Genomic DNA, 12,359 nt, shown 5'->3' on the forward strand with positions numbered 1-12,359 from the left:
CAGTTAGTAGAAGGAGTGGACATGTAATGAAAAAAGCGACAAAAATGTTATTGAGCGGTGTGATTACACTTACTGTAGGTTCGGGAGTATTCATTGGGAATGGCCTCTTGGCTTCCAATGTAATGGCCAAAGACTATGACAGCAACGAGCTGGTGATTACTAAGGACAGCTCAAATACAGTGCCGGCAAATGAAGACCAGCCGGTGAAGATCATTAAGAGAATTAAGAACGGAGCAGTCATTGCCAATGGACAGGAGGGCTTAGACTCAGATCAGAGAGAGGGGATTTGGGATGAGGGTACTCCGGGAGTGAATGAAATAACCAGAGAACAATCGCTTAGCACTGCCAAAGAAAAAGTAATCGAAAAGTATGCCCTACGTCCAGAGATTCTCGGCAAATTCACAATTGAGGCTACCTATCATGAAGCAGGAACCTACATTGCGAACTCGAAAGGTAATCATTCAGTATGGGCTATTGAACTCCAGCCGATCAATCAAAGTGATTTTGCAGAAATTGGCACCTATGCGGTTTATATCAATGCAACAACGGGCGAAGTCATTAAAATATTCTCTGCCGCAGATGCAGTAGGTTGATCATTAATGAATGCATTACAACATAAGCATTACCGCATTACAGTTGGTCTATGGCTTCTTCCGCTACTACTGATGACCCTCATCACAGCTTGCACTAAGGAAGACAGTGTCGCTGGCAATACAGAAAACACAGGGAAAGTAACAGCCGCCCCAACTCCTGTAATTTCTGTAGATACTGACCCCGAGAGCATTGCCGTTCTGGTGAACCCACAGCTTGGGCTGCCAGACCATTATGTACCAGCTGACCTGGTGTATCCGGATGTACGTTTTATTTTCACGGAAATGATAGAGAAACGAATGATGCGCCAGGAAGCCGCCTCAGCTTTGGAGCAGTTGTTCGCTGGAGCGGAGAAGGATGGTGTTTATCTGGCTGGGGTATCTGCTTATCGTTCTGCTTCGACCCAGACCACATTATTTAACCGTTATGTCCAACGGGATGGGGAAGCGAAGGCGAAAACCTACAGTGCGGTTCCAGGTTACAGTGAGCATCAGACCGGGCTTGCCATAGACGTTAGTGATTCTGCCGGAAATTGTGCAGCTGAAGCCTGCTTTGCGGGTACGAAGGAAGCGAAATGGCTGGCAGAGCATGCGCCAGAATGCGGGTTTATTATCCGCTATCCGGAAGGAAAGCAGACCATTACAGGATTCACCTATGAGCCTTGGCACATAAGATACGTAGGAACAGAGCTGGCCCAAGAGATCAGCAATAAAGGGATTACGCTTGAAGAGTATTATGATGCAGTACCTGTTTCTAAATAAGCTAAGTATGATATGCAAATGAGACAGCGTCTTGCACTCCAAAGCTGTAGAAGCTAATAAAAACGAGTCAGCCTCCGGTTTAATGGAGACTGACTCGTTTGTTTTTTTAGTGGATTGTAGAAAATTTTTCTGCTCAAAGCAGCGGAGAGGACGGAACGATTGTGGAAAAGCGATAGCGTTCGCCCGAAAGCTTTCCGTAGGAAAGCTCGCTTCGAAAGCATATGCTGTCTCCGGATTTTCACCGCTAAGGGGAATGAAAAAAATCTGGAGACCACAGCGATTGGAACAACGGTCCGTTCGCGGAGCGTCCACATCGAGTGCCAAGTCGATCCTACTCCAAAAGCAAAAACAAAAGCAAAAGCTACAGGTTGCGGGCAACCTCATAGGCATCCCATACCGCATACATAATGTTCTGCACTTGTCTAGCATCGCCCAGCAGATGAACATTCACTGGCAGGTCTTTGTAAACCTCTTCATACAAAGCCTTCTGCGGCAGGTAGCCAATCGCTACAATTGCCGAATCTGCAGTGATCTGTTCTTCCGCATCTCCCGATTTGAGGGTGAAGCCGTCTGTGGTATTTCCACTGACCATGGTATTGGTCCGCAGATTGATATTTTTGAAGGCGACTAAATCCCGCAGCATATCTTCATTCGCATGGCAAAGTGGGCCGCCAACGGTGAGAATATCATCCTGCAATTCAACCAGGGTAACCTGTTTCCCCTGATCAGCCAGCCACAAGGCAGTTTCACAGCCAACGAGCCCTCCGCCGATAATCACAGTTGATTGGCCGGCGTCCTTTTTGCCTAACAGAACGTCTTCGGCGCTATACACATTGTCCGCATTGCCGATGGCCAGCATTCTTGGTGTCGAACCTGTAGCGACAATAATCTCGTCCGCAGCAGCCTCAAGCAGGCTATCCCGAGTTACGACACTATTCAGCCGGACATCCACGCCCAGATCGCTTAATTGTTCCTCATACCATGATATCAGCATATGATCATCTTCTTTGAAGTCAGGCACACCGCCGGCAATTACATTGCCGCCGAGACGGTAGTTCTTCTCATGTAGCGTAACATGATGGCCTCTAATGGCGGCTACTCTTGCCGCTTCGCAGCCGGAAATGCCTCCACCCACAATCAGGACATTCTTAATCTTACGGGCAGGCTCAATGCCGTATTCCTTTTCCCGGCCGCAGGCAGGATTGACCGCACAGGAGATCGAGGCGTATTTGGCCAAACGGCCCATGCAGCCTTCCTGACAGGATAGACAAGGACGAATCTGGCTAAGTTGTCCTTTTCTTATTTTGTTGGGGATATCAGCGTCCGCCAGCAAAGGTCTTCCTAAAGCGACCATATCGGTCATGCCGTTAAGAATGGCCGCACTGGCCAGATCAGGATTCTCCATTCGGCCCGCCGTAATAATCGGCACAGACAGATGCTGCTTCAGAATTTCGTTGAAGGGAAGGTACAAACCCTTCTTTTGATACATTGGAGGGTGGGACCAGTACCAGGAATCATAGGAACCTACGTCTCCATTAAAAGCATCATAACCCGCTTCTTCGAGGATTTTGGCGGCTTCGATCCCTTCTTCAATGTCGCGGCCCATCTCGGTGAATTCCTCGCCAGGTAAGCCGCCTTGTCGCCAATCCTTAATAAAGCTCTTGATGCTGTAGCGAATGGATACTGGGTAATCCTGTCCGCATTCCGCCTTGATCGCCTGCACGATTTCTATTGCGAAGCGGAGACGATTGCGTAGGGTACCGCCGTATTCATCGGTTCGCTGATTGAACATGGCAATCGCGAATTGATCAAGCAGATAACCTTCATGAACGGCATGGATTTCTACACCGTCGAAGCCGGCTTTTTTGGCAATGGCTGCGGATTCAGCAAACTTGCGAATATAGGTATGAATTTCTTCGATCGTCAGCTCGCGGCAAGTCACGCCGTCCAGCCATCTATGGGGAATAGGGGAAGGAGCGACAGCCGTTTTCCCTACGATAGAAGGAATGCTGACTCTGCCGAACCCGGCGGATAATTGCAGAAATATTTTGGCGCCATAAGCATGAACTCTTTCGGTCATCAGCAGTCCTGTCTTCACAAAATTAAGCGGGCTCAAGGTTGGACAGGGCATGGAAGGCAAGGCACATTTCTCAATGTCGTTCTCGACCATCGTTACCCCGGTCATAATTAGTCCGGTGCCACCTTTGGCGCGTTCCACATAATACTCTACTCCGCGCTCATTATACGTACCGTCAATGTCACAGAGCCCTCCGGGTCCCATCGGGGCCATGGCAAAACGATTTTTAATTTCCAGCTTGCCGATTTTGAGTGGTTGAAAAAGAATCTCATGATTGCTATTCATCGAGAAAAAACTCCTTCAGCTATCCTATTTTATTTTGGGTGAACGCATTCACCGAATGAGATCATTATATTCTCTGTCTTCTATTTATTTTGTGATTTATTTCACTTAACAGCGAAAACATTGACTTTCTAAGCAGTAGCTTCAATAATTTAGAGTATCAAGTTTTGGGGACAGGAGAGTTTGCGTAACCTTATGACTAAATTAACAAGCCGACAGCTACAGGCCATTCAGACCAAAAACAAAATTTATGAGACATCCCTTTCACTCATGGAGCTTCATGGCTATGATCAAATTACGATTGAGCAGATCTGCCGTAAGGCAGGCGTATCGGTCGGGTCTTTTTACAATTATTTTAAATCCAAAAATGATATTCTGATTGAGCTGTACTCCAGAGCCGATGAATATTTTGAACAAGAGGTTATGCCCCACCTAACGGAGACTTCCATGCCGGAGAGAATTGTCGAGTATTTTGACTCCTATGCGAATTTTAACGTTAGTACGGGGATTGGTACGATGAAGCAATTGTATAATTCCAACAACAGTCTGTTTATTCATGAGGGCAGGCTGATGCAGGTTTTTTTAACCCAAATGATTAGTGCAGGCCAAGCGAAACGTGAAATTACCGCGTCCCAGTCGCCTGAATATATAACCGAGTTTTTATTTATTGTTGCCAGAGGCTTGATCTACGATTGGTGTCTGCATAATGGAGAGTATAATCTGCGGGAAAGAATGCATGAAATGATGCTGCCCATTGTGGGGGTATTTCGTGAGGTGGAATAGCGCTAAGTATGAGAAAAAAAGGCTGTCCGCTGCATAATGCAGTAGAGAGCCTTTTGTTTAGGTGACAGTCTGGTCGCTTAAGAAACTATTCCTCCAGAAAAATCAAACCAATGAAGTCCTCCGGCTCTATGCGGCCGAAGTAATGCCCCAGGTCCAGCTCAGCTAATGCTTGTCTGACTTCGACCTCCGCATAACGTTTGCCGCGCAGCGCATTCTCTACATCGGCAACGTCACCGACTCCGAAGAAATCGCCGTAGATTTTGATCTCTTGAATGAGTGCATCCTCAATATCCATCCGGATATCTACTAGTCCTGCTGGGAATTTACGCATATGCTTCACATTACTCTTAGGAGACAAACCGTAGTTCCACTCCCAATTCTGGTAGTGCTCCTTGGAGATTTCTTCTATTTTCAGCCAATCATCCGGTTTCAGCTTGTACTGCGGAACCTCGGACGGTTCCATGTCAAAGATCGAACGCAATAGCCCTTCGCGGAACTCCTCAATCGTGATGTCGGTGCCAAGCAATTCTTTGATGTTCGCTACGCGGCTGCGCACGGATTTGGTGCTCTTGGATTTGAATTTCTCCGGATTCACATTCAGCGATGCTTGTACATCATCCAGGTTCAGATCAAACATCAACGTACCATGGCTGAACATGCGTCCGCGTGTGGAGAACTGGGCGTTGCCGGAGATTTTGCGCTCACCGACTTGAAGATCATTACGACCGCTAAGCTCAGCATTCACACCCATGGCTTGCAGATAGTCGATGACCGGCTGAGTGAATTTCAGAAAGTTATGGAACGATTGCCCGTCGTCTTTGGTAATGAAGCTAAAGTTCAGGTTGCCTAGATCATGATATACGGCCCCGCCGCCGGATAAACGCCGCACGACCTTGATATTATTGTCTTTCACATACTCCTGATTGATCTCTTCAATAGTATTCTGATGTTTGCCGATGATGATGGACGGACTGTTGATATAAAAGAGTAGATAGCTATCGTCCATAGGCAAATGTTTTAGCGCATATTCCTCAATCGCCAAATTAATAGAGGCGTCAGTAATCCCAGTATTATCAATAAAAATCATCGTGAAATTCCTCCGTTGCAGCATGATTAGATACAGCATTTATTGTAAACTAAAAGAGGAATTTTCACAAAAAAGAAAGCCTTGCCATGGGCGTTAGCATTGACGTTATTCTGCCCTTGCGGCAATAATGGGGCATTGAACTACATATATCTGGTAGAAACTGATTAAGAGATTTAGGACAAGAATGATTAGAGGGAGTGTAGGCATGCTTGAAAAATATGGCCATGGCGGCGATGTGCTAACTGCGGCTGAGCTCTATGGGGGCGAGAGCGGCGCTTTTCTCGATTTTAGCGCCAATATCAACCCACTTGGGCCTCCGCCCGCCGTGTTGGAGATGCTGCAGAATGCGCTGCCAGCAGTGATTGCATATCCGGACCCCGGGCACCGGCGCTTAAAAGCTCTGCTGTCTGAGAATCTTGGAACGGACAGCAGCTGGCTGACCGTAGCTAACGGTGCAGCTGAATCCATGGCTTTGTTGTTACTGGCGATAGCCCCTAGGACAGTTGGCATCGTAGAGCCGTGTTTCTCTGAATACCGTCAGCTCTCGGAGCAATTTGGAGCGCAGGTATTATCTGTGCAGGGGACAAGAGAGTGGAGCTTCAGGGCAGGCGTGGAGGAAATCTCCGGGCTGCTGGAGAAGGTGGAACTACTGTTTCTGGGGCAGCCAAATAATCCTAACGGCGTGCAGTATTCACTGGATGAATTAAGAGTATTGGCTCAAAAAGCAGAAAGCTACGGCACCTATCTGGCAGTGGATGAGGCTTTTATCGATTTTATTCCGCAAGTGCAGCGGAACTCGCTGCTGCCGGAGTTGTTGCATTACCGGCACACGGTGCTGGTGCGCTCGATGACGAAGTTCTATGCAATTCCTGGGCTGCGCCTCGGGTTTACCATTGCGCATCCAGAGCTTGCAGCAGCCATGACCGGCAAGCAGGTCACCTGGAGCGTGAACGGCTTGGCGCTGCTGGCAGGGGAAGCCTGCCTTAGGAGCGGTGAAGACTATGAGCAGCGCACACGCGAGCTCATTATCACAGAGCGCGCGCTGCTGCGGCAGGGGTTGCAGCAGCTAGGCTGCGACGTTCCGCCAGGCGAAGCCAATTTCCTGCTCTGCGGCTTGCCTGCGCCGTGGCGTGCGGCTGAGCTGCAGACGCGGCTTGGCCGCAGCGGTATTCTGGTGCGCAACTGTGCGATGTATCCGGGCCTTGGGCCGGAGCATATCCGCGTTGCGGTCAAAGGCCGCGAGGATTGTACCTCTCTGCTGCGGCAGATGGGGAAGATCCTCGCGGCGGGACCGGAAGTTGTGTCCAGTGCGCGTGGGAGGTACTGAGAAGTAAGCGGCAAGCGCTGAACAGCAGATTTAGGATAAATCCTGTATTTTTTACAATATCTCTCTCAAAAAAATCAAGATAAAGCTGAATTCCTGTATGAAGTCCAACATTTTATCTCAAATGAGACTTTACAGCTAGCGAATGCTGGATTTGATCCAACATTTAAAGACTGCAGAGTAGATACAACAACGTTTGTTGGATTTCATACAGTATTTTGCTTAAGTAAAAGTAACAAAGTGAAAAGCATCTCCAAGAGAAGCGTGATTCCCATTAGCAGTAGATGGGCTTAAGCTAAATTGAAAGGAGCAACGATCAGAATGGATACAATAATAATGCCATTTAATCCTATAGAAACTATATTGCCTTATCAATCAAAGGTATGGCCGGGGCTAACGCTGGAGTTGAAGGGAGATCATCTGCTGCTGGAGTTTCCGGTAGAGGTGGATGGTTTGTCGAGTGCAGTATACGGTGGTGGCATGGTCCGCCTGAAACGGGCGGTTAATTTGTTTGTCAGCCGTGATTATGAATGCAGCGACCCGGTAAGAGATATGGAGAACAAGCTGCACGAATGGGGTTATCCGATATCGGCAGTTGCCGGCCTCATGACGGCAGTGCCGCTGGAGCATGCGGCGGTCGCGGAAGAGGATACGGGTTCGGCGAGCATAGTGTGCTGCGTCACCGCTGCTGCGGGGAATGCGGCACGCGCAGGTGTGAAGCGCAACGTGCTGAAGGCTTACCACCTGGGCACGATTAACATCATGCTGGGTATTGACGGCCGTCTGACCCCATCGGCAATGGTTAATGTCGTGATGACAGCAACGGAGGCCAAAGCGGCTGCACTGGCCGATCTCGGAATCACAGATCCCGAAAACGGCTTGGTGGCTACGGGTACAACCACCGATGCTATGGTGCTCGGTGTGAGCCAGAGTGGGCGATACGGCGCAGAGCATGTGTATGCTGGAACAGCAACCGATCTTGGCGGGGCCATTGGCCGCTTAGTATATAGCGCTGTGACGGGCAGTCTGCAATCCGTGCAGTCCGCGTTTTATACTGCTGAGACAAAGAAGGACAGCCAATGAGCAAGAGTGAGCGGATGCACAGGGGGGAGCTCCTGTGACAGTTTCTTTGATTCTGCTGGCTGCCTATGTTATTGACCGGATCGTAGGCGACCCACGGCGTCTTCCCCATCCTGTGATCGGCATGGGAAAGGCAATTCATGCGGTAGAACAGCTGATTCGGCGTTTCTTTACCCGGCCGCAAAGTCTGCGGGTTGCAGGGATACTGCTGCCGCTGATCGTGGTGGGTGGTGCCTGGCTGCTGACGGCGGTGTTATTATGGCTGCTGTCTTTGGTTTCGCCCTGGCTGGTGTGGTTGGCTGAGGCCTGGCTGATCTCTACCACAATTGCCTCCAAAGGATTAAAGGATGCGGGTATGGCGGTGTACATAGAATTGCATAAAGGTGATCTGCCCGCTGCCCGCAGGGCGCTAGGTATGATTGTAGGGCGTGACACGACCACTCTTAGCAGTCCTGAAATTGTGCGCGGTACGGTGGAGACGGTGGCGGAAAATATCGTTGACGCGATCATTTCTCCACTCTTTTATGCGCTGCTTGGCGGGGCGCCACTAGCTATGGCCTATCGTGCAGTCAATACACTAGATTCCATGGTTGGCTACAAAAATGAGAAGTACCGCGATCTCGGCTGGGCATCTGCGCGGCTGGATGATGTCGCGAACCTAATTCCGGCGCGAATCGCAGCGCTGCTGCTGGCCCTATGCGCTTGTCTGCTGCAGCTGGACTGGCGGAGAAGCCTGCGTACGGTTCGCCGCGATGCCCACCGTCATCCCAGCCCTAACAGCGGTTATCCGGAATCTGCCGTTGCCGGAGCACTGGGCATTAGACTAGGAGGCGAGAACGTGTATCACGGCGTTGCTTCTTTTCGGGCGTACATGGGCGAGCCGCTGCGGCCCTTGGAGCCGGAGGATATTATCCGCACCTCCCGGCTGATGCTGCTCTGCTCTTCAATATTTGTCTGCCTCTGCGCAGTGGTGGCATGGTTCTGGATTGGGGGTTGAATGAAAGAATGATACCTCCAATAGAGATACCACAGATAGAGCTTGAGTTGGTACTTATTCGCCACGGGCTGACGAAATGGAATGCAGAACACCGTTATCTCGGTCATACCGATCTTCCGATCCTTCCGTCTGCATTGGATGAACTATCAGCACTTAAAGAGCAGCTCCAGCTAACTGGAGAATTTTGGCGTGTGTTCTGCAGCGATTTGCTAAGATGCCGGGAGACCTTGGCTTACATTGCTCCTTCATTAGAGCAATCCACTATCTACGATAACCGGCTGCGCGAAATGAACTTCGGGGATTGGGAAGGTTGTACCTATGAGCAATTAAAGGACAATGAGCAGTATCGTAGCTGGATCGACTCTCCAGCCGCGGTTACACCGCCGGGTGGAGAGTCGTGGAGGCAGTTCGAAGCACGGCTGGGGAGTTTTTTATCCGATTTGGGACAGGCAGCTGAGAACGGTAGATATGCTTCTGCTGCCAAGCTTCCGTTTCGGCGAGCGCTTATCGTGACACATGGCGGTGTGATTAGGGGTTTACTGGCGCAGACATTACCTGCTGTTACGTTCCATAATACGGCTGCACCGGCTCACGGTACCGTAATCGTAATAAGGATGATATGGCAGAACGGACAATGGTCCGCAGCTTCCTCCATCTCCACTTAAGCGTAGCCATTCAGTTCCACACAATAAATGATCCTTCTATTTCTCGAAGAAACGGGTGCCGTCCATGTAAAGGACGGCATCCGTTTCTTCTTGTGGAATTCTATAGTTCACGGAGAACTTCTATGCCTACATCAACGGTCAGATTCTGCTGCAGTAAGTTAATTACGATTTTCGCTCTGTTCTTATGTCGGTCAATTTTTTTGATAATACCTTCCAAACCCTTTAGAGGGCCTGAAATAACCGTGACCTTGGAGTTCTTATCGATGTGGACAGTGGAGTAATCAATACAACCTTCAGGTCCGACCAACTTTAAGATTACATCCATTTCTTCCAGATCAATACTTGAGAAATGGATTTCTTTACTTTCATAAACATTCCCAATGTTGACCAGCTTGTATATCCGCGGTGTGCTTTTAATGTCATTATAGATGACACTGTTCATTTCCGTTTGAATAAAAATATACCCCGGAAACATTTTTTTAAACACATGCTTAACCATACCTTGTTGCTTCTCAGGTATTTTTCTTTTGGGCACTAGTGTCCGCAATGTATATTGATCAAATTTCAAATGCAGATGCTTCTGGACCAGATCTTCTTTACCACTCTCGACGAACAAGGCATACCAATTAACCATTCTCAACACCTCATAATTTTATAGTGAACTTTGAAGCAGTTTTAAGTCAATCGAACACTAAATAGCATGAGTTAAAGGCTAGAGGAGGATCACGGGTGCGATTGCTGTGTGTGATAATTGGTGTGTAATAGATAAGGGGGATGATTATGAGTATATAATACATGAATTTTATTAAAAGAATTATAGAGTTTCAGTGAAATATTTATCAAATATCAACTGTGAATTAAGTGGTGAAATCACTAATTTTACAAAACATTACAATATGTTCGAGAAAACTATGCTATTATGTTTTTGAAATCACTAACATAATAATAAACACAAATCCCAAAAAATGTGATTAATATCATAATGGAAAACACTTAAAATATTTAATATATAAGTATATATAGAATTTAATGAATATTTAGGGAAAAATGATTATTTATATATAATTATCCCAAATTTTAAAATTGACTAAACGCTGTTTCGGCACGTTAGCACAGTTTTAAAATATATATTCGACTTAGCGGCCTGCATTTCGGGTAGGGATGGTGGTGAACTGCCGAAAAATATGTAAAATAATTACATTTAAATATTAAAAGATTAATTTCTCATATTTGGAGGAGTGAAAGGCCTGACAAATGAAGCTCTTTTTACATGTTGCCTTGTTCAGAGATTACTGATAAGGCTGGATAACTGTTCATATAGTGCTTGCTTAGTGATCGCAGATTTTACAGAACGTTCTTTCAAGGCCGCAGAGAGTACATTGCATCCTCAGGAACTCAACTATTATCGGCAGCTCATTTTTCCCAAAAAGGCGCAAAGTTATCTCATTGGCAGGTTTGCAGCTAAATATGCAATATCCTCGCTGGAAACAGAGATTGATCTGAAATATATCAGAATAGACAACGGATTCTTCGGACAACCGGTAATCATCGGCCATCCGCTGGAGAGAGGTGTGCAGGTCTCGATAAGCCATTCAGGCTTACTGGGAGCTGCCATTTCTTTTTATGAGGATTGTCCGACCGGAGTAGATATTGAAGTTATCGATGCTGACAATTCGAGATTTCTGCACATGACTACTTCGGTGAGTGAACAAGAGCTGCTTGCTCTGCTGCCTATAGCAAAGGAGGTCAGTTTGACCCTATTGTGGACAGCCAAGGAAGCGTTGTCGAAGGCTATACGGACCGGATTTACTTTGGACTTTGAAATATTGGAAGTTAATCAGATTACTCTGGTAGGCGGTGGTTATGAAATAAGCTTTAGTCATTTCCCACATTTTCGAGTGATCTCACACCACTACAATAACTTTATCTTTTCTATAGCATTTCCTTTTAAAAGAGATTGTGAGTATTCATTGACAGGTTGGAAGGATGAAAAAGTTAACGGTAATTAAAGAAAGGGGGGATTTTTTTGAATGCTAGCTACGAGATTCATGAGCTCAAGACGGGTTATTTTCATTTTCTTAACTATGGCTACGTTATTGTAGACCTGGCAACCAGATATGCGGCTATTGTAGATCCTGCTTGGGAAATCAGGAAATACACGGACTTGCTAAAGAGCTTGAACGTTGAAGTAACCGCTATTTTATTAACGCATTCTCATGAAGATCATGTAAATCTTGTCCCGCCTTTATTAAATTTGTATCAGCCCAGGATATATATGTCGGAAATTGAAATGGATTACTATCACTATCAAAGTCCCAATCTTACCGGGTTCAAGCACTTGGACCGCATTAGAATCGGAAATACCGTTATAGAATGTCTTGTAACTCCAGGACATACGGCGGGTAGCACATGCTATCTGCTGGCAGACAGCATGTTTTCCGGGGATACGGTATTTACTGAAGGCTGCGGCATCTGCAATTGCCCTGGAGGTTCACCATCCGATATGTATGAGAGCATTCAGATGATTAAAAGCTATGTGCCTGACAACGTGAAAGTATACCCGGGACATTCGTTTGGCAAAAGCACGGGGCATACCCTCGGCAGTCTCAAAGAAGACAATATTTATTTTCAGATTTATAAGAAAAACCATTTTGTGGATTTCCGCATGCGGGCAAATCAGAAAAACATCTTCAGCTTTAAATAAGCAGGCAG

The 12,359-nt window shown here is 47.1% G+C and carries 12 protein-coding genes; 9 read left to right on the forward strand and 3 right to left on the reverse strand.

Annotated elements, in window-relative coordinates; translation table 11 throughout:
* Positions 1-26 precede the first annotated feature (26 nt).
* Both GJB61_RS02360 and GJB61_RS02365 read left to right on the forward strand, forming a co-directional pair.
* Positions 27-593 carry a hypothetical protein gene (locus tag GJB61_RS02360; RefSeq protein ID WP_154116724.1) on the forward strand — a complete coding sequence of 189 codons (567 nt, stop codon included), beginning with the start codon at positions 27-29 and terminating at the stop codon, positions 591-593.
* A 72-nt stretch (positions 594-665) separates the two neighbouring features.
* On the forward strand, positions 666-1,352 hold the full coding sequence (locus GJB61_RS02365; RefSeq protein ID WP_420819727.1) for a M15 family metallopeptidase: 687 nt from the start codon (positions 666-668) through the stop codon (positions 1,350-1,352).
* A 361-nt stretch (positions 1,353-1,713) separates the two neighbouring features.
* Here GJB61_RS02365 and GJB61_RS02370 read toward each other — a convergent pair whose 3' ends face one another.
* Positions 1,714-3,714, reverse strand: a complete 2,001-nt coding sequence (locus GJB61_RS02370) for an oxidoreductase (RefSeq protein ID WP_154116728.1) — start codon at positions 3,712-3,714, stop codon at positions 1,714-1,716.
* A gap of 192 nt (positions 3,715-3,906) precedes the next feature.
* On the opposite strand from GJB61_RS02370, the gene GJB61_RS02375 reads away from it, so the two are divergent.
* Complete coding sequence (locus GJB61_RS02375; RefSeq protein ID WP_154116730.1) at positions 3,907-4,494, forward strand: TetR/AcrR family transcriptional regulator; 588 nt, start codon at positions 3,907-3,909, stop codon at positions 4,492-4,494.
* Positions 4,495-4,579: 85 nt separating this feature from the next.
* Here the strand turns inward: GJB61_RS02375 and GJB61_RS02380 are convergent, their stop codons facing one another.
* Positions 4,580-5,581, reverse strand: coding sequence for a lipoate--protein ligase (locus tag GJB61_RS02380; protein WP_154116732.1), 1,002 nt, complete (start codon positions 5,579-5,581; stop codon positions 4,580-4,582).
* A 205-nt stretch (positions 5,582-5,786) separates the two neighbouring features.
* Between GJB61_RS02380 and GJB61_RS02385 the strand changes: the two genes are divergently transcribed.
* The 4 genes from GJB61_RS02385 (at position 5,787) to GJB61_RS02400 (ending at position 9,647) form a co-directional block, all read left to right on the forward strand.
* On the forward strand, positions 5,787-6,908 hold the full coding sequence (locus GJB61_RS02385; protein ID WP_154116734.1) for a pyridoxal phosphate-dependent aminotransferase: 1,122 nt from the start codon (positions 5,787-5,789) through the stop codon (positions 6,906-6,908).
* A gap of 318 nt (positions 6,909-7,226) precedes the next feature.
* Entirely contained in the window at positions 7,227-7,988 is a 762-nt protein-coding gene (locus tag GJB61_RS02390; RefSeq protein ID WP_154116736.1) for an adenosylcobinamide amidohydrolase, read from the forward strand.
* Between the two features lie 34 nt (positions 7,989-8,022).
* Positions 8,023-8,982: an adenosylcobinamide-phosphate synthase CbiB gene (cbiB, locus tag GJB61_RS02395; protein ID WP_338115643.1), complete on the forward strand. Its 960-nt coding sequence runs from the start codon at positions 8,023-8,025 to the stop codon at positions 8,980-8,982.
* A gap of 8 nt (positions 8,983-8,990) precedes the next feature.
* A complete protein-coding gene (locus tag GJB61_RS02400; protein ID WP_195724201.1) occupies positions 8,991-9,647 on the forward strand; it encodes a histidine phosphatase family protein in 657 nt (218 codons plus the stop codon).
* Positions 9,648-9,747: 100 nt separating this feature from the next.
* On the opposite strand, the gene loaP is transcribed toward GJB61_RS02400, so the two are convergent.
* On the reverse strand, positions 9,748-10,281 hold the full coding sequence (loaP, locus tag GJB61_RS02405) for an antiterminator LoaP (RefSeq protein ID WP_154116740.1): 534 nt from the start codon (positions 10,279-10,281) through the stop codon (positions 9,748-9,750).
* A gap of 697 nt (positions 10,282-10,978) precedes the next feature.
* Between loaP and GJB61_RS32115 the strand changes: the two genes are divergently transcribed.
* Both GJB61_RS32115 and GJB61_RS02415 read left to right on the forward strand, forming a co-directional pair.
* Positions 10,979-11,656, forward strand: a complete 678-nt coding sequence (locus tag GJB61_RS32115) for a 4'-phosphopantetheinyl transferase superfamily protein (protein ID WP_195724202.1) — start codon at positions 10,979-10,981, stop codon at positions 11,654-11,656.
* A gap of 17 nt (positions 11,657-11,673) precedes the next feature.
* On the forward strand, positions 11,674-12,351 hold the full coding sequence (locus tag GJB61_RS02415) for an MBL fold metallo-hydrolase (protein ID WP_154116743.1): 678 nt from the start codon (positions 11,674-11,676) through the stop codon (positions 12,349-12,351).
* Positions 12,352-12,359 lie beyond the last annotated feature (8 nt).

The sequence above is a fragment of the Paenibacillus monticola genome (assembly GCF_009664975.1).
In the GTDB taxonomy this organism is placed as follows: domain Bacteria; phylum Bacillota; class Bacilli; order Paenibacillales; family Paenibacillaceae; genus Paenibacillus_AQ; species Paenibacillus_AQ monticola.

Bases quoted from the DNA above. Each gene is read 5' to 3' on its own strand.
- GJB61_RS02360 (WP_154116724.1), top strand. From the start codon at position 27: ATGAAAAAAGCGACAAAAATGTTATTGAGCGGTGTGATTACACTTACT.
- GJB61_RS02365 (WP_420819727.1), top strand. From the start codon at position 666: ATGACCCTCATCACAGCTTGCACTAAGGAAGACAGTGTCGCTGGCAAT.
- GJB61_RS02370 (WP_154116728.1), bottom strand. From the start codon at position 3,714: ATGAATAGCAATCATGAGATTCTTTTTCAACCACTCAAAATCGGCAAG.
- GJB61_RS02375 (WP_154116730.1), top strand. From the start codon at position 3,907: ATGACTAAATTAACAAGCCGACAGCTACAGGCCATTCAGACCAAAAAC.
- GJB61_RS02380 (WP_154116732.1), bottom strand. From the start codon at position 5,581: ATGATTTTTATTGATAATACTGGGATTACTGACGCCTCTATTAATTTG.
- GJB61_RS02385 (WP_154116734.1), top strand. From the start codon at position 5,787: ATGCTTGAAAAATATGGCCATGGCGGCGATGTGCTAACTGCGGCTGAG.
- GJB61_RS02390 (WP_154116736.1), top strand. From the start codon at position 7,227: ATGGATACAATAATAATGCCATTTAATCCTATAGAAACTATATTGCCT.
- GJB61_RS02400 (WP_195724201.1), top strand. From the start codon at position 8,991: ATGATACCTCCAATAGAGATACCACAGATAGAGCTTGAGTTGGTACTT.
- loaP (WP_154116740.1), bottom strand. From the start codon at position 10,281: ATGGTTAATTGGTATGCCTTGTTCGTCGAGAGTGGTAAAGAAGATCTG.